Annotated in this window: 18 protein-coding genes; 10 read left to right on the top strand and 8 right to left on the bottom strand. The window is 58.5% G+C overall.

From position 1 onward, the window contains the following. Positions 1-106 precede the first annotated feature (106 nt). From BQ4436_RS08040 to BQ4436_RS08015, 6 genes are all read left to right on the top strand, one after another. On the top strand, positions 107-1,078 hold the full coding sequence (locus tag BQ4436_RS08040; RefSeq protein WP_070479474.1) for a DUF418 domain-containing protein: 972 nt from the start codon (positions 107-109) through the stop codon (positions 1,076-1,078). A 15-nt stretch (positions 1,079-1,093) separates the two neighbouring features. After that, entirely contained in the window at positions 1,094-1,978 is an 885-nt protein-coding gene (locus tag BQ4436_RS08035; protein WP_070479472.1) for a trypsin-like serine protease, read from the top strand. Between the two features lie 84 nt (positions 1,979-2,062). Then, positions 2,063-3,445, top strand: a complete 1,383-nt coding sequence (locus tag BQ4436_RS08030; RefSeq protein ID WP_176754835.1) for an amino acid permease — start codon at positions 2,063-2,065, stop codon at positions 3,443-3,445. 88 nt (positions 3,446-3,533) lie between these two features. Beyond that, the gene (locus BQ4436_RS08025; RefSeq protein ID WP_070362661.1) at positions 3,534-4,583 is read left to right on the top strand and encodes a DNA cytosine methyltransferase; all 1,050 of its coding nucleotides are present in this window, start codon (positions 3,534-3,536) and stop codon (positions 4,581-4,583) included. A 9-nt stretch (positions 4,584-4,592) separates the two neighbouring features. Continuing rightward, positions 4,593-5,507 carry a NaeI family type II restriction endonuclease gene (locus BQ4436_RS08020; protein ID WP_070976266.1) on the top strand — a complete coding sequence of 305 codons (915 nt, stop codon included), beginning with the start codon at positions 4,593-4,595 and terminating at the stop codon, positions 5,505-5,507. Positions 5,508-5,649: 142 nt separating this feature from the next. Beyond that, positions 5,650-6,648 carry an L-lactate dehydrogenase gene (locus BQ4436_RS08015; protein ID WP_070976264.1) on the top strand — a complete coding sequence of 333 codons (999 nt, stop codon included), beginning with the start codon at positions 5,650-5,652 and terminating at the stop codon, positions 6,646-6,648. A 61-nt stretch (positions 6,649-6,709) separates the two neighbouring features. On the opposite strand, the gene BQ4436_RS08010 is transcribed toward BQ4436_RS08015, so the two are convergent. Continuing rightward, positions 6,710-7,522: a nucleoside hydrolase gene (locus BQ4436_RS08010; protein WP_070976262.1), complete on the bottom strand. Its 813-nt coding sequence runs from the start codon at positions 7,520-7,522 to the stop codon at positions 6,710-6,712. 9 nt (positions 7,523-7,531) lie between these two features. Continuing rightward, on the bottom strand, positions 7,532-8,740 hold the full coding sequence (locus BQ4436_RS08005; RefSeq protein WP_070976261.1) for an MFS transporter: 1,209 nt from the start codon (positions 8,738-8,740) through the stop codon (positions 7,532-7,534). A gap of 124 nt (positions 8,741-8,864) precedes the next feature. Between BQ4436_RS08005 and BQ4436_RS08000 the strand changes: the two genes are divergently transcribed. Next, on the top strand, positions 8,865-9,326 hold the full coding sequence (locus tag BQ4436_RS08000) for a hypothetical protein (protein ID WP_070976259.1): 462 nt from the start codon (positions 8,865-8,867) through the stop codon (positions 9,324-9,326). Between the two features lie 8 nt (positions 9,327-9,334). On the opposite strand, the gene BQ4436_RS07995 is transcribed toward BQ4436_RS08000, so the two are convergent. Together BQ4436_RS07995 and BQ4436_RS07990 are read right to left on the bottom strand one after the other, a co-directional pair. Then, complete coding sequence (locus BQ4436_RS07995; RefSeq protein ID WP_070362667.1) at positions 9,335-9,934, bottom strand: hypothetical protein; 600 nt, start codon at positions 9,932-9,934, stop codon at positions 9,335-9,337. Positions 9,935-9,988: 54 nt separating this feature from the next. Beyond that, positions 9,989-11,554, bottom strand: a complete 1,566-nt coding sequence (locus tag BQ4436_RS07990) for a carboxylesterase/lipase family protein (protein WP_070976257.1) — start codon at positions 11,552-11,554, stop codon at positions 9,989-9,991. A gap of 102 nt (positions 11,555-11,656) precedes the next feature. Between BQ4436_RS07990 and BQ4436_RS07985 the strand changes: the two genes are divergently transcribed. Together BQ4436_RS07985 and BQ4436_RS07980 are read left to right on the top strand one after the other, a co-directional pair. Then, positions 11,657-12,556: a hypothetical protein gene (locus BQ4436_RS07985; protein ID WP_070976256.1), complete on the top strand. Its 900-nt coding sequence runs from the start codon at positions 11,657-11,659 to the stop codon at positions 12,554-12,556. 560 nt (positions 12,557-13,116) lie between these two features. After that, positions 13,117-16,830: a multifunctional oxoglutarate decarboxylase/oxoglutarate dehydrogenase thiamine pyrophosphate-binding subunit/dihydrolipoyllysine-residue succinyltransferase subunit gene (locus BQ4436_RS07980; RefSeq protein ID WP_070976254.1), complete on the top strand. Its 3,714-nt coding sequence runs from the start codon at positions 13,117-13,119 to the stop codon at positions 16,828-16,830. 84 nt (positions 16,831-16,914) lie between these two features. Here the strand turns inward: BQ4436_RS07980 and BQ4436_RS07975 are convergent, their stop codons facing one another. Then, the gene (locus BQ4436_RS07975) at positions 16,915-17,655 is read right to left on the bottom strand and encodes a type 2 periplasmic-binding domain-containing protein (RefSeq protein ID WP_141742279.1); all 741 of its coding nucleotides are present in this window, start codon (positions 17,653-17,655) and stop codon (positions 16,915-16,917) included. A 53-nt stretch (positions 17,656-17,708) separates the two neighbouring features. Next, the gene (locus BQ4436_RS07970) at positions 17,709-18,260 is read right to left on the bottom strand and encodes a YflT domain-containing protein (protein ID WP_070976252.1); all 552 of its coding nucleotides are present in this window, start codon (positions 18,258-18,260) and stop codon (positions 17,709-17,711) included. Positions 18,261-18,320: 60 nt separating this feature from the next. Here BQ4436_RS07970 and BQ4436_RS07965 point away from each other — a divergent pair, with 60 nt between their 5' ends. Beyond that, complete coding sequence (locus BQ4436_RS07965; protein ID WP_070479451.1) at positions 18,321-19,469, top strand: Mrp/NBP35 family ATP-binding protein; 1,149 nt, start codon at positions 18,321-18,323, stop codon at positions 19,467-19,469. An 11-nt stretch (positions 19,470-19,480) separates the two neighbouring features. Here BQ4436_RS07965 and tatB read toward each other — a convergent pair whose 3' ends face one another. Together tatB and BQ4436_RS12580 are read right to left on the bottom strand one after the other, a co-directional pair. Continuing rightward, on the bottom strand, positions 19,481-19,900 hold the full coding sequence (tatB, locus tag BQ4436_RS07960; protein WP_070479449.1) for a Sec-independent protein translocase protein TatB: 420 nt from the start codon (positions 19,898-19,900) through the stop codon (positions 19,481-19,483). A gap of 10 nt (positions 19,901-19,910) precedes the next feature. Next, positions 19,911-20,252, bottom strand: coding sequence for a zf-HC2 domain-containing protein (locus BQ4436_RS12580; RefSeq protein ID WP_070362675.1), 342 nt, complete (start codon positions 20,250-20,252; stop codon positions 19,911-19,913). Positions 20,253-20,294: the final 42 nt, after the last annotated feature.

The raw sequence follows: 20,294 nt of genomic DNA, 5'->3' as shown, positions 1-20,294 counted from the left end.
CCTTCCACGTTGGAGTTCTTGTATTCTGCTGTGATTCTAATTGGGGCTTCTTACGGGGTCGCAATGTTAACGCTCTCGCAACATCGCCCTGCATAGCGTGAGGAGCATGTCAAAGACTTCCACACCGGATCTGCGAGTTCACGGTATTGATTACGCGCGAGCCGTAGCACTCGCAGCCATGATCTTCGCGCACCTCACCCATCCTGCTGGCGTCACGGGTCAGTTGCTCTACGGCTTCCCCGCGGCAACGTTCGCGTTCCTGGCTGGCATCTCGATGGAGCTGATGGCCCGGCGCGCCCAAGCGGTAGGCGGCGAGGCTGTCGCGCGCTGTCGCCATGGCTTTTATGTTCGTGGGACGCTACTGATTGTGCTGCATGTGCTCCTCGTGCCGTTCGCTGGCGACATCGAGGTTGTGCTCCTTGTCTTTGGCATCTGCTACCTCTGCTTAGCGACGCTTCCCCACTGGCCAACTGCGCGTTTGGGCTTACTGCTTGCGGGGTTGCTCTTTGCTTCGGCTGCAACGACGGCGCTCGGGACAGTTGTTGCACTACCGGCCGCAGTCTTCGGTGCCCCCTACCCTGTCTTTTCGTGGGCGGCACTCATGGTTGCGGGCATGGTGTCGTGGCGTGTCATCCTCCACCACCCATGGCGTCGTTGGGTCACAGTCATTATCGCGGCGGCGGTGCTGCCTGCGGTGATTGCAGCTCGGCTGCACCTCAACACGGCAGGTGCTGGCCTATTCATCGCCGCGATCGATCCGAATGGGCACACCGGGGGACTCATTTCAGTGATCAGCGAGTGCGCCGTCGCGACTGGTATCACTGCGCTGTGTCTCATCCTCGCACAGTTTGTTCCGTTTGGTTGTGACATGGGCCGGATGCCTCTGACGGTGTACTGCGCACACGTTGTCACGGCCAACGGCCACAGCGGGGTGGTATACGCAGTACTCACGCTGGCAGTTGCTTTCGCCTTCGCTGTGCTGTGGCGCAGCTTCTACGCCCGTGGACCACTCGAGGCCGCGATGCGCATGATCGTGGCTCGCGCAACCCGGACCGATCTTCCTCCGCTCCAACACTAAAGAAAAGGAAAACTCATGAAACTGCACACTTCCACTCGTATTCTTAGCTCCTGCGTCGCTGCCGCGCTCGTAGCACTCCCGGCAGCACCTGCATTGGCAATGCAGTCCGATACGTTCGCTGAGCCTTCGGCAGAGTCCAACGCAGTAGTCTCCGTCCGCACCGCGGACGATGACCCAGACACCGGCGTGTGCACAGGTACCGCCATTGCGTCCCACTGGGTTATTACTGCGCGCCATTGTATGGACCACCTGCCACAAGCTGGTGGGTCCGTGCGTACTGGCCAGGGTGATAACCAGAAGTTTTATGACGTCGATAAGTGGATGACCACCCCGAAAGGCGATATCGCGCTGCTGCACACCTCTGAGGACCTCGGACTCGATGCTTATCCTGAGCTTGCTAGCGATATCCCAGCTGCAGGCAGCGACGCTACTTTCTACGGCTGGTCCTCTGATGGCTCTGGTGCCGGACGCACCCTTCCGTACGCAGACGCTACCGTCGACGGCCCAACCCCGATGATTCTGTTTGACGGCACCGACGGCGTCGAAGCCACCATGAAAGGTGGGGCAGCAACCCAGCCCGGTGATTCCGGCGGCGCGCTCTTCAGTGAGGGCAAGGTCGCAGCCATCGCGTCCGCATCACTGTTTATGGATCCAGACAACCCGGACTCCGCTGAGGAAGGAGTGAGCCCGAAGGTTGCGTTTGCGCCAGTTGCTTCGCAGGCGGACTGGATCCGTGAGCAAATCTCCGCCAAGGAAGACTCGGCCGAAACGACCCCCACAGAAAATGACGGCGGTACGCCGACGTGGATGCTCATCACTGCCGGTGCCGCCGTCGTTATCGCACTGGTAGTTGCCGCAGTTGCACGCTCACGGAAGCGTGATGCTGATACTGCACAGTAGCGCTGCCTGAAAACGCGACCGAACTCACAGAATTACCTGTGAATAATTTACAGAGCAGCGTAATTAAACGTTATGATGTCTGCCATGACTTCCCGCTCGTCGAAGCCCAAGGGGCTTACACACCGCCATATCCACTTCATCGCCCTCGGCTCGGCGATCGGCACCGGGCTCTTCTACGGCTCCGCCGGCGCGATTCAGGCCGCCGGCCCCTCGGTGCTCCTCGTATACTTACTCGGAGGGGCCGTCGTCTACTTTATGTTGCGCGCCCTGGGCGAGATGAGTGTGCAGCACCCGGTTCGTGGGTCGTTCGCGGTGTACACCAGGGAGCACCTTGGTGGCCTGGGCGGGTACATTACCGGGTGGATGTTCGCATTCGAGATGATGATCGTCTGCCTTGCGGACTTGACTGCCATCGGCATTTATATGAAGTTCTGGTTCCCGGACACCCCAGCATGGGTATGGATTACCACTACCCTGCTGGTCATTGGTGCGGCGAACCTCGCATCCGTGCGCTGGTTCGGCGAGCTGGAGTTCGCATTCACGCTCATTAAGGTCGTCGCCGTAATGGCGATGATCGTCGGCGGTGCTGCCATCCTCGCATTTGGTTTGGGTACCGACCCAGAGACGACCGGAATCTCTAACCTCTGGAACGACGGTGGCTTCTTCCCGAACGGCATCGAAGGCATGATCGCAGCGTTCATCCTCGTACTCTTCGCCTTCGGCGGAACTGAGATCATCGGCGTCGCCGGCACCGAAGCAGACGATCCGGACCGCTCGATCCCGAAGGCCGTCAACACCGTACCGCTGCGCATCCTTCTGTTCTATGTCCTCGCCATCCTGGTTATCTTGATGCTCAACCCGTGGCGTGCAATGACTGGTGAAGAAAGCCCCTTCGTTCAGATCTTTGACACACTTGGCGTGAACTGGGCCGCTGCACTGCTCAACTTGGTGGTCATCACTGCTGCCCTTTCTGCAATTAATGCAGACCTGTTCGGCACTGGGCGCGTTCTTACTGGCCTGGCGAAGGAAGGCCTAGCCCCGAAGATCATGAAGCGCACCATCCGCGACATCCCAGTAATGACGACCATTACCCTGTTGCTCGTACTCATCATCGGCGTGGTGCTCAACGCGCTCTATCCGAACATCTTCGAGACCATCGCAGCGCTGGCCACCTTCGCAACCGTGTTTGTGTGGCTGATGATCCTGCTGGCACACGTCGCATCTCGCCGCAACATGTCCGCGGCAGAGCGCGAGACCTTGAGCTTCCCTGTACCGTTCTGGCCCTACGGGCAGTGGTTCGCGATCATTTTCATCTTGTTCACATTCGGCATCATGGTGTGGCTGCCGCAGTATCACATGGCGCTCGCCGTAGGCGTCGCATTCGTGGTAATCATGACTGTGCTCTACTTTGTCACCGGGCGCCCAAAGGCAGTTGCGGCAGCGCACGTCACTTACGAGATGAAGTAGCACATAATTTCGAATAAAAGTATCCATTGTCTGCTGTGCACGCTATCCTATGCCTACATATTCCAAGTTTTAGCCAGAAGGAGACGCGATGCGCCTGTCTACGGTTACTTCCGAGCCCACGTTGACCTCTATCGAGATCTGCGCTGGCGCTGGAGGCCAAGCACTTGGGCTCGAGCAAGCAGGTTTCCAGCATCTAGCCGTGGTGGAAATCGACAACTGGGCAGCAGAGACACTGCGAGCCAATCGCGGCTGCGACCATCCCCATCCGTGGCCAGTACACGAAATGGATGTACATGACTTCGACGGCACCGTATGGCGCGATCAGGTCGATCTCTTTGCAGGTGGCGTTCCGTGTCCGCCCTTTTCCATCGCGGGAAAACAGCTCGGCGCAGACGACGAGCGTGATCTGTTCCCGCAAGCCCTACGACTGGTAGGAGAAATCAATCCAAAAGCCGTCATGCTGGAGAACGTCCGAGGCCTTGGCCAAAAGCGGTTTGATTCCTACCGCAATGAAATTGTCAGTGAGCTCGATCGGATGGGTTACACCACCTACTGGTCACTGTTTCAATCGGCAGACTTCGGTGTCCCCCAACTGCGCCCACGGTTTATTTTGGTAGCCCTGAAACACGAGTTTGCCGAGTACTTCGAATGGCCGACCCCGAATATGCATCACACATCCGTTGGTAGCGCACTTCGCCACCTAATGGGAGAAAATGGCTGGCCGGGAGCGGACGCATGGGCAGATCGAGCCGATACGGTAGCACCGACGCTCGTTGGCGGATCAAAGAAGCACGGTGGACCAGACGTTGGCCCGACTCGAGCAAAGGCAGCATGGAAGAAGCTCGGCGTCCGAGGAACTTCGATCGCAGACAGCGCACCAGGCCCCGACTTCCCTGTCGATGACCCGGACAACCTTCCCCGCCTTACCGTGCGGATGGGCGGCGTTATCCAAGGGTTCCCTGAAGATTGGGATTGGCAAGGTGGCAAGACCGCCCAATGGCGCCAAGTCGGCAATGCATTTCCGCCACCGGTTGCGGCTGCAATCGGAACCGCAATCAAGGACGCACTACTTTCCTGCAATGCCGTAACGAAAGCTCCCGAGGTGGCCCCACAACTGGCGCTTCAAACGCACGCATAGGATCTGCTCATGACACACAACCTTGATGGCGATTTTTCTCATCAACTCGCCGAGCTCTTCCGTAACGAGTTTCCCGACGGCGAAGCAATGGGAAGAATATTTCGACAAACTTTCGACCAGGCCTATGACGGCCAGCACACGGGCCGGTTCGACCCAGCGCAGCTAAGCAAGACAGAACTTGCCCACATTGGATCGTTGGTTGAAATTAACATTCGCCGAGGGTTTGACGGCACTATCACGGACGGCGACAAGATGGACTTCAAGATCCTCGGCCATGAAGTTGACTGTAAATACTCCAAGAACCCCTACGGCTGGATGATCCCGATGGAAGCAGTTGGCCACCACGCCATGCTCTGCCACGCAAGTGAGGTTACTTCCACTTTCCGAGTAGGCTTCGTCAAAATCACCGACGACATCCTCACCGCAGGTGGAAACCGTGACCGCAAGCGAACCATCATGGCAGCAGCACGCAACAAAATTGCGTGGGCCTGGTTCGATCACCCGTACCCGAATAACGTGCTCCTCCATGCGGATGAGGAAACTGTCGCCAAAATTATGGAATTGCCTTCTGGGCAACAGCGCCTCGACATGTTGTTTCGCTCAATCCAGCAGGTGCTCATTCCGCGCGGCATCATTTACACTGTCGCTCAGCAGAAAGACCCAATGAAGCGCATTCGATACAACGGCGGATCAAGGTCACGCCTCCAGGAGGAAGGCATCTTGATCCTTGGGGACTACCGGCGCCACCAAGCTATCGCAGAGGCCCTCTGCCTTCCGATTTGCAAGAATGGCGATAGCCTCGCCGTACGAGTAACTCCAGCTGAACCGCATTTTGTTGGTCCTGCAGTAGATATCGAAGGTCAAACTTGGCGAATCGCCACGGGCGCCGACCCACTCCATCGTGCGCCACGCCTCCCCTTTTAATACCCCAAAGCCATCAATGCCCGGTTGTGCCCGCCTATTTCCGTTATCTTGGTTACATATTTCGATTGGTATTCCCATTGTGGCGGAAAATCTGCAATGATGGGTAGCGGAACATAGTTTTACTGGATTCAGGAGAGATCATATGACTATCACCAATCCGTCCACCCCGTCGAACAACATCACGCCAGGCAACAAGATTGTCTTGATTGGTGCTGGTGATGTCGGCGTCGCGTTCGCATACGCAATCCTCAACCAGGGTATTTGCGACCACCTCGCAATTATCGACCTGAACGAGAAGAAGACGTGGGGTGAGGTCGAGGACCTCAACCACGCAATGCCGTACTCAGGCCACAACACCAAGATCACGGTCGGCACCTACGAGGACTGCCGCGACGCGGCGCTCATCGTCAACTGTGCAGGTGTTGCACAGCGCGACGGCGAAACCCGCCTTGAGCTCGTGGGCCGCAATGTGAAGATCTTCGAGTCCATCAACAAGGAAGTGATGGCCAACGGCTTCAACGGCATCTACCTGGTTGCAACCAACCCTGTCGATGTCCTGACCTACGCCACGTGGAAGCAGACCGGTCTTTCCTCCGCACAGGTCGTGGGTTCCGGCACCATCCTGGACACCGCACGCTGGCGCTGCAACCTCGGCAAGTACTTCGGTGTTTCCGCAAGCTCTGTCCACTCCTACATCATCGGTGAGCACGGCGACACCGAGCTGCCTGTCGTGGCATCCGGCTCCGTCGCTGGCGTTTCGCTACGTCGTCGTCTGGAGAAGGAAGCAGAAACCGATCCGAAGATCTACGAGCGCATCGACGCGATGTTCGTCGCAACCCGCGATGCCGCCTACAAGATCATCGAAGCCAAGGGCTCCACGTCCTTCGGTATCGGTGCTGGCCTTGCCCGCATCACCCGCGCAATCCTGATGAACGAGGACGTCGTACTGCCAGTCTCTGCTCTCCTTGAAGGCCAGTACGGTCAGGAAGACATCTACATCGGCACCCCGGCTGTTATCAACCGCAACGGTGTCCGCGAGGTTGTCGAGCTGCACCTTGAAGATAGCGAGAAGGAAAAGTTCGATCACTCCGCCAACACCCTTCGTGGCGTGATGGTCGAAGCTGGCCTCACCGAGGCATAAGCCTTTCCCATACCCTTCGATTGCGCCCGCCGGACACACCCCGGCGGGCGTTTTGTCTGCGTTAGTCCTCCGCCCGGAGGTGCCTCGTTACGTCCAGAGCATCATCGCCGCGTGCAAGAGCGTCAAACGTGGCGCAGCAGGCGTCGAAAAGCTTGACGACGTCCTCTTCGTCTACATCCGCGGTGTCGAGCACCAGCGCGTTCGGGTCATCATCTTCCTCGGCAGGCGCGAGCGTCACACACTGCCCACCAGTCTGGATATCACCTAGCGCGACCTGGGCCGCGAGAAGCGAAACGCCAGTAACCGCGGTGGCCCCGACTTCTGCCAGCGGTGCGCACCGTTGCACATCTACCTGCCCCAACGTTTCCGGTGCTGCACAGACGGTGATCGCCACCGGGGTGTCCTGCAGCACCACATCGGAGGCTTCTCGGTCGAGTAGAAGGCTGGATTCAGACACAACGATGTGCTCAAGTGCGTCGAAGTACTCGGGGTAGCGCCGTGAAAACTCGGCGAGGTTTGTCAACGGGCCCGTGCAAATCAAACACAGGTCCCGTGTACCTCGCGCGCACGCGTCGGCCCACAACAGGTCCCAGTCATTCGCGACGTAGCGTTCTGGGACTCGGGCGTCACCCAGTCCAGCATCGCGCGTCGGTTGATGTTTTGGCGCGTCGCAACCTGCTGCGACCGCAACAGCGGGCAGGCCGCAGCGTGCCAACACCCACGCAGCATGCTGGGCACATTGCGCAGCTGAGGCGCTACCGCTTGAGGTTGTCACGCACTCCAATTCAGCCTGCCCACGATGGTGCGCAGCAACGACATATGCCAACGCAAGCGTGTCCTCGACCCCTGGGACGCAGTCAATAATAATTCGCACCGTGCTCCTTTACGCAGTGGACCTGTGCAGAGATTCCTTACCGTACATTGCCCAGAGCAATAGAGCGACCAGAGCAACTACTCCGCAGGCGCCAAACGCGATAGCAAAGCCGAACACCTCCGCCAGAAAGCCGATCACAATCGGTGCCGCAATCTGGCCGGAGTCCTGCACCATCTGATAGGTAGAAATTACCTTGCCACCCGAGCGGTCATTGCCGATGATGTCAGCTAACGTCGCCTGCGAGGCAGGACTCATCAACCCACCGCCAACACCCGCACACACTGAGACCAGCAACAGCACCCACACTGTCGTGGCGAGTCCGAGTGTGCCCGTGAATATTGCCGAGACCGCAAGACCTGCGAGAATGCAAGGACGACGTCCGATTCGGTCAGCCAGCCGACCAGAAAACTGCAGCGTGACGCCCGTGCCCAGCGCGAACGCAGTCAACGCAAGTCCGGATGCCGCGCCACCATTTGCAAATATCGCCGCAGCGAACAGCGGAAGGACCGAAACGCGCGCACCGAAGTTCACAAAACCATTTGTAAAGGCGACGGCGAGCAACGCACGGTACGTGGGTTGCTTCCAGGCTCGGCGCAGTGGCATTGGCGGCCGCTGTATTCTCGGTGTCTCTGGCTTGTGTTGCCGAGACGTAGCAACCCACACGATAGTTGCCGCAAGACCGACACCAACACCGTAGACTGCGAACGGAATTCGGTATCCAAGGAAACTGAGTCCAGCGCCGATGATTGGCCCGAAGATGTTGCCAAGCAAGAATGACGATGCATAAAGTGCATTCGCTCGCCCACGAATGCTGGGAGGAATCACGCGAACGATGAAGGCCTGTGCGGAGAGCGTAAACATCGTGGATCCGAAGCCGGCGATAAAGCGCAACGCCAAAATATGCCAGTACGCCTGAGCAAACGCCACGGCAAACGTTGCAGTCGCAACAATGCTCAACCCGGTGAGGTACACCGGCCGTGATCCGAGCTTATCCACCAGCGCGCCCGCGCCTGGCGCGCCAAGCAAGCGAGCTGCTGCAAACACGGAGATCACCGCTGCAGCGGCCGCCATGGACACGTTGAAGCTGGCGGCGAATTGTGGCAACACCGGGGCGATGAACCCGTAGCCGAGCGCAATGATAAACGCTGCGGTGCACAGCACCCATATCACTGATGGCAGCTTTGGTGACGCGCCGCCCTTATATGTTTGTTCCGTCATACCAGCGACAACACTAGTCTTTCTTCGCGTTCGCGTCCCATTACGCAATAACATTAGCACGGTTGTTCGAATCCATGGGTGATTTGGCCACTCCATGTCTAGCTGCTCTCGTACGCTTCGAAGCATGTTCTACGAATCAACGATTGCTCAAGAAATTATTCATCGCTTTGACGACACCGTCCAAGCCCTCAGCGCCACAGTCAAGCACCCTCGCTCTCTTGCACGACCGACTGGCTCGTGGCGCCCGCCGGTCATCGCATTGCCGCGAGTCATAGACAAGCAACACATCAACCTTGCGCTTACGCGGCGGAGAGTCGGCCCGCGGGCTCAGGCGATGGTGCAAGGTTACGGAGCGTCTGCGCGGCCCGCGTACATCATCGAAGCACGATTCACCGTCCAGTCGGGTGCGCCGGTCAACCCCGCGGTAGCTGAGGGCTGGATGCGCGCGCTCTACCCCGACGCGACGGAGGACATGCTTCATCTTCTGCCACACCCATACGCGGCAACGTATGTCTGGCTAGTCGACGGCCACTTCGATCCCGTCCGCTCTCCTTCATCCCTGTTCGCCGGACTGAACGTAGCGTAACCGGCTGGCTACTGCCCCGGTTCGTCGTCAAGCGGAAGCATCTGGCTCTCCCAGTCTTCAGCCTGGTCAGCAACCAGATTCAAGACATCAAAAAGCCTGTCGATGTCGGTGAAGCTACCCAAGTTAAGTTCTTCGGGATCTGCTTCCTCATCGTCTCCAGGAACCACAAACTGCACGTGGGCAGTGGCTGTGGCGTCGATAACTTCGACCTCCACGTGGACTTCAGCCTCTGTACCAACTTCTGCGAAGACGAGTTGATGGTTTTCGGCGTCCGGAAAGAATTCAAGCCCGGCGATACGTTCATCTGCAGCCTCGAGCAGGCTGCGGAACACGGTAACCACCTCGTCAGTGGCTATATGCTCAGCGACAGCGGACACAGCATCTTCGGCAGAAAATATAACTGCGACCAATGCTGCTTCAAAGTCCTCATCGTCTTCATCAACGTCAGCAGCCGCGATATACACGTTCGCCGCTGGCAGTTGCTCGTCGATAACAACGAACTGGATCTCAATCTCGGGGGTGATAGGAACAAACATCGTGTCGTCGTGCACACGAGACTCAATACCTTCACGGTCTAGAGCCGCGGCAATGTCTTCTAAAAAGCTCACGAAGAATCCTCTACTCTTCCTCATCGTGGTTGTCACCGGCGGACGATGCCAAGCCTACTGTTCTGGCCCCATGATGCGCATCCACGCTTCGCGGCCCTGCCAGCTACGCATGTCAAAAGCCTCCCATGCCCGGCGTTTGTGACGTTTTGGGTCGTACACGATTGACGGATGTTCGTTGATGATTGCGGTCGCGCGCCCGGGGTGGTCGTCGCCACGAAAATCGTAGCGGGGCCAGTTCGGCCCTGGTTCGCCGGTATGAAAGAACGACCCCCAGTTGCGCTGCATCACTTCAACTACTGCTTCAAACGCAACGGTGGAGCCAAATCGGTCGATCTTCGATGAGCGTGTACCTTCCCGATCGCCAAACACCGCCATCAGGTCGGCTGTGTGCATTGCCCCCAACCCGAGCCGCCGCATTGTCGCCGATGCATATTCAAAGCGGTACATCCAAGTCGGAGCCACCTTACGGTGCTCCCCTGCAGCGATCACCGACGGTCCCCAGAACACGGCGTCTGCGAGAAACTCGGCGAAGTCCGTACGCTGGCTCACGTCGCTATACGCCTGGATGACCGCTGTCGCGTTCTGCGCGTCATATGCCTCGAGCAAGCGGCGTGCTGCACGCTGACGGGCTTTCGTCCGCTGATACAGAGCCTTTGCAAAGCTGGCCTCATCCGCATTGGTCCCGATGATCAACGGCACCGACGCCTGTTGCCCGGCGCGGAACATGTCCAGCGGGTGAGCTGGCAGCGTGGTGCCATCGACCGTCGGCATGAAGCTCAAATTCAGTTCGCGCAGCTCGCGGCCAGTAAACAGCATGGACTGCCCCACTCTAACCAGTTCCTCGGCCGGTACCTCCCGGAGGTGCTCGAGGGTAGATAGTCGCGATAGCCCCATGCCGTCAAGAAGTGTCGACGTCCACATCGCGGCCTGTGCCTTCGTATGAACGGAAGAAAGCGGAGTGGACTGGGCGATTGCCCGGTGGAACAACCCCCGAGCCGCCGGGGCGCACATCATATGGATTACTGAAGCTGCCCCGGCTGACTCGCCCATGATGGTTACGTTATTCGGATCCCCTCCGAAGGCCGCGATGTTTTCGTGCACCCACTGCAGCGCGAGGATCTGGTCCAAAATGGCGGGGTTGGCAGCGCAGTCCTCGCCGATACTGCGCAGATCCAAGTACCCAAGCACCCCGAGGCGAAAGTTTAAGGAGACATAGACGATATCGGTGGCATTAGCCAGAAAGTGCCCCTGGAGTACTTTCTCATGACTCGATCCGCTTACGAACGATCCACCATGAAAATAGATGACGACGGGGAGTACGTCGTCCGTATCAGGCCGAACGATGTCTGCGTGTAGGCAGTCCTCGGTGCCGATTACTGTGTCTTTCCACCCGAAATCCGTCTGCATCGCAGGTGGCCGATAGTTGGTTGTGGTGCGCACACCTGACCACGAAGGCGCAGGCTGTGGGGCCCGAAATCGGTTCTCACCGCCCATATCTGCACCGTAGGGTACCCCGCGCCAAGTGCGAACCCCGGTTTGTGGATCAATAGTGCCAGCAACGATTCCCGAGGTGGTCTGCACCTGGAGGTGCTCCTGCGGATTGTTGCTGTTGAGATGCATGCCTTTTAGCCTAGCCCGGAATTCTGTCTATTCTCGTGGAGTTTCTAAGGCGGGTACGATGAACGCTCGTACCAATAATTAATAAGGAGAAAAACACACAGCATGTTAGAAAAGTTCCGCAAAGACAAGCACGAAGACGACGAAACTGTAGTCGAAACTATTGAAGACGCCCGTGCTGAAGACTTAAGCTCCCTCGAGGAGGAAGCAGGCCCAGCAGGCCGAGCGTTTATCGCAGCAGTAGATAAGGCTGTCCATCTTCAGTCCGGTGCCATTCGGGCTTACGTGAACTGGCTTCGCCGTCAACACCCGGAGCAAAGTCCTGCGGAAATCCAGCACACGATGGACAAGCATTTTAAAAACGTAGTCTCCGCAACAGGTGCAGGCGTGGGCGCAGCAGCCGCGGTGCCTGGCGTAGGGCTCGTCACCGGCGCAGCAGCCGTTGCTGGCGAATCGGTAGTCTTCTTAGACCTTGCCGCGTTTTACACCCTCTCCTCCATGTACTTGCGCGACGTTAATATCGAAGACAAAGAGCGCCGACGCGCAGGCGTGCTCACGGTCATGATGGGCGCCCAGGGCGTTGCGATTGTTGACACGTTGCTCGGCGCGGACCGAGCTCGGCCGAGGGAGTTGGCGTCGAAAAATGTCCTGACGCGCTTTGCTGGCCCGGGCCTCGCCGAAGTCAATGGCATCCTGTCTCGTGTGGCCATGAAGTCGTTTACGAAGCGGTTCCGCCGCGCATGGATTGGCAAGATGCTGCCTCTGGGGCTCGGCGCGATCGCGGGCACCGCCGCCAACCGCAAGCTTGCCGACCACCTGATGGATAACATCGCCGTCGCCCTCGGCACTCCTCCCTCCCAATTCTTGAGCCCTCTTCCGGAAAAGCCTGACCAGGAGGCGGCCGGCCTCAGCGCGAATCCAAAGAACCTTCTGCGCTGGGTACTCCGACTCTTTGGTGACGACGACAAAGTACGCGACACCAATCAGCAAGAAATTACCAAATAGCTTCGGCTCCGAAGTTCATTCCCGCCTCCCCCAAAACTGAGGCGGGAATCACGCACTTCCATCTTTCGCCTACCCCCGGTAGCACCTCTGCTTTAGTTGGAGAACCACACCCTGCGCCACCGCCGAAGCACAGCGCCCCCTCAAATACGCGAGCCTGCTTTGGCCCCACCTTCTTGGTCCCCCCGAGACTGCACACGAGCGCTTCTCGACAGCTGCCACCGTGAATGCTGCTCGACGCCCACTCTGTACTTCCCCGCACGCCAGGCCAAAGTCGACGGGCCCGCCTCACCTCTTCAAGAGTTCGAAATCAATCAATCACGAGCAAGCAACCGTTCAAATACTTGTTGTCGAATGAGGACGTATCATTGATAACGGTTCTCATGAGACCCTTCTCACTCAAAACGGAAGATATGCCCATTTGTGGTGTATCAACCGCTAAAGGGGGTAGATCTCACAAGTACGAGGGCTTTTCGGGAATGTAAGGTAGCACTACCTAATCCCAGACAATTAAAGTCGTTGAAAAGTTACATACAACCCAAGAAGAGAGGCGAGCACCTGCCGTGAGCAGCGAAGATACGTTCGGCCAGAACGACTGGCTGGTTGAGGAGATGTTCCAGCAGTACAAACAGGATCCCAACTCCGTTGACGCGGAGTGGCGCGATCTTTTCGAGAAGAAGGGCACCCCGCCGACGGTGACAAACACCCCGGCACCAAAAGGTTCCTCGAAGACTGCGACGAGCGTCACCAGCTCCACGAGCGCTCCTACCCAGGACGGCCGTCAAACCCAGGTAGACCGCGCAGCCGCCGAAGCAGCTCCAAAGCGCACCAAGAAGCCGACCGCTTCCCCGTTGGACAAGCTCGATAGTGTCAAGGTCACTCCAGGCGAGGAACAGCTCAAGGGTGCGTTCCGCACTATCGCGAAGAACATGAACGAATCGCTCGAGGTGCCAACCGCCACCACCGTGCGCGATATGCCGGTCAAGCTCATGTTTGAAAACCGCACGTTGATCAATGAGCACCTCAAGCGCACTCGCGGCGGCAAGGTTTCGTTCACGCATATCCTTGGCTACGCAATCATTCAGTCCACCAAGCTCCACCCGGACATGAATAAGAACTACAAGGAGGACGGCAAGAAGTCCTTCGCAGTTCAGCCTGAGCACATCAACCTGGGTCTAGCAATCGACCTGCCGCAGAAGGACGGGTCCCGCTCCCTGGTCGTCGCTGCGATTAAGGAGTGCGAGAACAAGTCGTTTGCGGAGTTCGTCGAAAGCTACGAAGACATTGTGCGTCGCGCGCGCGACGGCAAGCTCACGATGGACGACTTCTCTGGCGTAACCATTCAGCTGACCAACCCGGGTGGCATCGGTACCCGCCACTCGATTCCGCGTCTGACAAAGGGCCAGGGCACCATCGTTGGTGTCGGCGCAATGGACTACCCTGCAGAGTTTGCAGGTGCCAGCGAGGACCGTTTGGCGGAGCTGGGCGTCGGCAAGCTTGTGACACTGACCTCCACCTATGACCACCGCGTCATCCAGGGTGCAGAGTCTGGCGAGTTCCTGCGCGATATTTCGCAGCTCCTCGTCGACGATAAGTTCTGGGATTCCATCTTCGAGTCCCTCGAGATCCCGTTCCTCCCGATGCGCTGGGCGAAGGACCTGCCGAATTCCGGCGTGAACAAGGACACCCGTGTCATGCAGCTCATCGAGGCGTACCGCTCCCGCGGCCACCTCATTGCTGACACGAACCCGCTTCGTTGGCGCCAGCCGGGCCTGCAGCAACCGGACTCCCGTGACCTGCTGATGGAAACCCACGGCCTGACGCTGTGGGACCTCGACCGCACGTTCCACGTAGGTGGTTTCGGGGGCAAGGAAACAATGACGTTGCGCGAGGTGCTTAGTCGCCTACGTGCTGCCTACACCCTGCACGTCGGTGCTGAATACACCCATATTCTCGACCGCGATGAGCGTGAGTGGCTGCTCGAGCGCATCGAGGCTGGCATGCCGAAGCCGACGAATGCTGAGCAAAAGTACATCCTGCAGAAGCTCAATGCTGCTGAAGCATTTGAGAACTTCCTCCAGACGAAGTACCTCGGCCAGAAGCGCTTCTCCCTCGAGGGTGCCGAAACACTCATCCCATTGATGGACGCGGTGATTGATACCGCCGCTGGCCAAGGCCTCGACGAAGCTGTCATCGGCATGCCGCACCGTGGTCGCCTGAACGTGCTGTTTAACATCGTGGGCAAGCCTGTCGCAACGATCTTCAACGAGTTCGAGGGCAACATGCAGTCCGCACAGCAGGGTGGCTCCGGCGACGTGAAGTACCACCTCGGCTTCGAGGGCAAGCACATCCAGATGTTCGGCGACGGCGAGATCAAGGTCTCGCTGGCCGCGAACCCGTCACACCTCGAGGCTGTTGACCCAGTGCTCGTCGGTATTGCCCGCGCAAAGGCGGACACGCTGCGTGAAAACGGTGTTCGCGACGACAATCCAGTAGTTCCGATTATGCTGCACGGCGACGCCGCATTCGCTGGCCTCGGCATCGTACAGGAGACGCTGAACCTGTCTCGCCTCCCTGGCTACTCCGTTGGTGGCACCGTCCACATCGTTGTGAACAACCAGATTGGTTTCACCACTACCCCTGACTCTGGCCGCTCCTCCTACTACGCCACCGACCTGGCCAAGGGCTTCAACTGCCCAGTGTTCCACGTCAACGGCGACGACCCGGAGGCAGCCGCCTGGGTTGCTCACCTGGCAACCGAATACCGCCGCGCCTTCGGCAAGGACGTCTTCATCGACCTCATCTGCTACCGTCTGCGCGGCCACAACGAGGCAGACGACCCGACCGTGACGCAGCCAGTGATGTACGACCGCATCCACTCCCACGACTCGGTGCGTACCCGCTACACCAAGGACCTCATCGGCCGTGGCGACCTCACGCAGGAAGAAGCCAAGATCGCGGCACAGGACTTCCACGATCAGCTTGACGCAGTCTTCTCCGACGTCAAGTCCGCTGAGGGCAAGCCAAGCGAGCAGACCGGCATCACGGACTCGCAGAAGCTCACTCGTGGCCTGGACACCTCGATCAGCGAGGATACGTTCAAGCGCCTTGCGGATTCGTACGGCAAGCTGCCTGAGGAATTCGAGCCGAACAAGCGCCTGAACAACGTGCTCAAGAAGCGCGGTGGTTCCTTCGAAAACGGCGACATCGACTGGGGCTGGGGCGAGCTGCTCGCTTTCGGTTCCCTTGCAGAGCAGGGCAAGTTTGTCCGCCTTGCAGGTGAGGACTCACAGCGCGGTACGTTCACGCAGCGCCACGCGGTGCTCTACGACCCGAATAACGGCACTCCGTACAACCCACTCGACGCAAACGCGGAAGAGCAGGACAACGGCGGACGCTTCGAGGTGTTCAACTCTGCACTGACCGAATACGCAGGTATGGGCTTCGAGTACGGCTACACCCTTGGCAACAAGGACGCTGTCGTCGCATGGGAGGCGCAGTTCGGCGACTTCGCCAATGGTGCACAGACCATCATCGACGAGTACTTGTCCTCCAGCGAGACTAAGTGGGGCGAGCTTTCCAGCATGATTGCCCTCCTGCCGCACGGCTACGAAGGCCAGGGCCCGGACCACTCCTCCGCCCGTATCGAGCGCTTCCTCCAGCTGGTCGCCGAGGGCTCGATGACGATTGCCCAGCCTTCTACCCCGGCAAACCACTTCCACCTGCTGCGCCGTCAGGCGCTCGGTGAGATGAAGCGCCCGCTCGTCGTCTTCACCCCGAAGTCGATGCTGCGTAACAAGGCGGCGGTCTCGCAGCCTGCAGACTTCATCGAGGTGGACAAGTTCCAGTCAGTTATCGACGACCCCGAGTTCGTACAGCGTGGCAACGTCAAGGTTGACGGCGCAGATCACGACAAGGTCACCACGATCTTGCTGTGTTCCGGCAAGATCTACTACGAACTGGAGAAGCGTCGTAAGAAGGATAAGCGCGACGATGTCGCCATCATCCGTATCGAGATGCTGCACCCGATTCCATTCAACCGCATCCGGGATGCGTTCGAGAACTACCCGAACGCGAAGGAAATTCGCTGGGTTCAGGATGAGCCCGCTAACCAAGGCGCATGGCCGTTCTACAACGAGCACCTGCGCACACTGATTCCGGATATGCCTGAAATGGTCCGCGTCTCTCGCCGTGCGCAGTCGACCACTGCAACCGGCGTGGCGAAGGTCCACCAGGAAGAGGAGAAGACTCTGCTGGATGAGGCGTTTGCGAAGTAAGTAGCGCTTACACGCAATGGCGCCCCAACCGCTTACTGCGGTTGGGGCGCTTCCCTGTTGAGGATTCACTCATTTGGCTTGCGCCTAGGGAGTAGCTGTCGCCTCGGCTTCCCCGCCGTTGGCATCTGGGTTTTCAACGTTGATGCTGGCGTATTCACGGAGCCAATCCGCAGTAACAACGCGCGGTTCTTTGCCCTGCGCGACTTCCTCGCTCATCTCTTCCAACTGCGCTGTGCTGAGCACGCGCGTCATCGCGTTGATGCGCCTGACTTCCTTGCGAGCAAACTTTGATTTGTAGAACAGCGGGATGACGCTGTTAGGAAGGTGCTCGAGCTCCACGTGCGACGCACAGCCCTGCGCAGGGGAAGGGTCAACCGATTGGATGTTGCCGGGCAGCGCACCCGCAAGAAGAGCGAACGTCGCTTCTGACGGATCCGCACCGTCGAGACGATCGTGCGCTATATCGTTGTCGAGCTCCTTCGCTCCGTGTGCGTCTAGCGCTTGCAACAGAACACCAGAGCACGCAACGACCATATCGACGTCTTCTTCTTGCAGCAGTTCGGCTGCATTTCGGGAGTACACGTCATTGAACGGGACTACCCCGGCAGGATGTCCCATCGCTGTAATGATCTCGTAGTAGATCTCCCCCAGCACTACCTGTTCAGGTTCTGAGGTATCAATTCCGATTTTGACGATGTTGCCGCGGGATTCGCCGTTGACAAACTTCACCGGTGAAAGCGAGTCATCTGTGCAGCCAGTCAACCCGCCGACAAGGCTCGTTGCCAGTGCCGCAGCAATCAGTGTACGGAGAGGACGCAGGGACACCATAAATACCTTCTTCGTAGTGTGCTCAGACGAGCCTGGAAAACAGAGTTAGTCTAGCGCGCTGCGTTGTCTTCGGAGGCGTCGCTATCGGTGGCCGACGGCTCAGTTGGCCGTCCAGTGACGCGCTGTGGGTGCATTGCGGCGATCATGTCGCGGGCTCGACGCGCAGCGTCAGGTGCGCAAAGCACATCGTATCGGCGTGCGACGATGCTTGTCGCTGAGGCGAAGTCACGCTTTCCACCTGTAAACGCGTAAGCGATAGCTGCGAAAATTGCTCCGAACACGCCACCCATCGCGACGCACGAGGCGAAGATGCCCCACCCACCTTCTTCCGCGAACAGCGAGAAAATGATGCCGATGAACATGCCCATCCACAGGCCCGATAGTGCGCCGCCACCAAGTACCTTGCCCCACGTGAGGCGGCCCGTAATACTCTCAACCTGCATCAAGTCCACACCGACAATTGTGAGCTTCTCTACCGGAAATTCCTTGTCCGACAGCGTGTCAACTGCTTCTTGTGCCTCCTGGTAGGTATTAAAACTGCCTACCGGCCACCCTGTTGGCACTTCGCGCGCTACCAGGCGGTTGTTGTTGAGTTGGGCCATTCGTTGTCACTCCTCTGCTCGTATGAACATCCAGCTTCTCTGACTATACTGAAGCCCGTTATGGCAAACGCAGAACTCATTTCAGAATTCCAGGTCCGCGAAGCGCTTGCTCGCGTTGACGATCCCGAAATTGGAAAACCCATTACCGAACTCGGGATGGTGGAGTCCGTACGTATCGACGGCCCCAACGTCACCGTCGGCATTTACCTCACCATCGCGGGCTGCCCGATGCGTGACACCATCGAGGGCAACGTCCGCGCAGTCGTAGAGGAAATCGACGGCGTGGAGAACGTGACAGTCACGCTTCACACTATGAGCGCGGAGCAGCGTCGCGAAATGGCCTCGAAGCTGCGTGCACAGCAGCCCGGGCCCGACATCCCTTTCGCTGACCCGTCGTCGCGCACCCGGGTGTTCGCGGTAGCTTCAGGCAAAGGTGGCGTCGGCAAGTCCTCGATGACAGTGAACTTGGCCACTGCAATGGCAGCACAGGGCCTCAGCGTCGGAATTGTCGACGCCGACATTTACGGGCACTCCGTCCCTGGTCTCCTCGGCTCTTCCGACATGGGGCCGACTGTGGTCGAAGAAATGATCATGCCACCGATCGCACACGGCGTGCGCCACATCTCTGTGGGGCAATTTGTGGAGGGCAATGCCCCTGTGGTTTGGCGTGGACCGATGCTCACCCGCGCAATCCAACAGTTCCTGTCTGATGTGTACTGGGGCGATCTTGACGTACTCTTCCTTGACCTTCCACCGGGGACCGGCGATGTGGCGATCACAGTGGCGCAGCTGATTCCAAATGCCGAACTGCTCATTGTTACCACTCCGCAAGCAGCCGCAGCTGAGGTCGCTGAGCGTGCCGGCACAATTTCTCAGCAGACTGAGCAGCGAATTGCTGGCGTCATCGAGAACATGGCCGGGATGGTCATGCCTGACGGCTCCGTCATGAATATCTTTGGTGAAGGTGGTGGCCAGCAGGTTGCGGAGCGCCTGACCGCGCTCACAGATAGTGACGTGCCGCTGCTAGGTTCCATCCCGTTGGATCCGAAGCTACGAGAAAACGGTGACACCGGAACCCCTGTCGTCACAGCAGAACCAGACTCCCCTGCCGCTGCGGCGATCCAGGAGATCGTCACCAAGCTGAAGATTCGCCGTAACTCACTTGCTGGCAAGTCCCTCAACCTTGGTGTGAAGCACACTGACGAATAGATCGGTGGGAACTAGGTAACGTCAGTCCAGGAGAATCCCCCTCCACTGGGCTGTCCCCCGTCCTCCGGCCCTTTCTTTGCCCGGGACTGTGGCTTTGATGGTTGGCGAGCCAGAGGCGCATCGTCTTCCATCATTTTGCGCGGATCAAAACTTTCGAGAAATTCCTCGTCATCTTCGAAGAAAAACTTCGCCATCGCGCGCTTTGGCCCCATCGACGCATACTGCGACACCGTATCCAGTGGCTTGCGTAGCTCCTCAAACTCCTCGAGCTCACCGTTGAGCTCCCGCTTCGCGTTGTTGATCGCCTTGCGCGCAGCGTAAATGGCTGCGCGGACATCCTCGATAACGCTTGGGAGCCGCTCCGGACCAATCACAATGAGGCCGATGATCAGGATGAAAAAGACTTCACCCCAGCCAATACTGGAAAACACGGATCACATCCTACTCTCGGTGCCGCAGCGCCCGAAGCGTGGCGTCAACGGCGGCCACAATCGGTGATCGTTCCTTGTGATGAGCATCTTCACCGCAAGGCTCGGCAGGTTGCATCTCGTGGCACAGGCCGCTGAGCTTCGCCACCAGCGAATCTGGGGCTCGCAGGTCGTCATCCTTGCAGGCCTTTACACGTGCGGACGCTCGCCGCTGCACAAGAACATCTTGGAAGCACTCTGGGCACTCCAACATATGTTTCATAGCGCGACGGCTTGCAGAGCGCGAAAGTTCACCGTCTGCGAAAGCTGCAATTGCTTCAGGGTTCAAATGCTCAGTGGAACAAAACGCTCGCATCGGTAACGCTCCTTTCGCATCCGTAGTCAACCACTATCTCGC

It is taken from the genome of Corynebacterium sp. MC3, assembly GCF_900099485.1.
Lineage (GTDB): Bacteria > Actinomycetota > Actinomycetes > Mycobacteriales > Mycobacteriaceae > Corynebacterium > Corynebacterium pseudogenitalium.
Note: the sequence above shows the minus strand (reverse complement) of the source record. Positions and strands in the feature narration are given on the sequence as shown.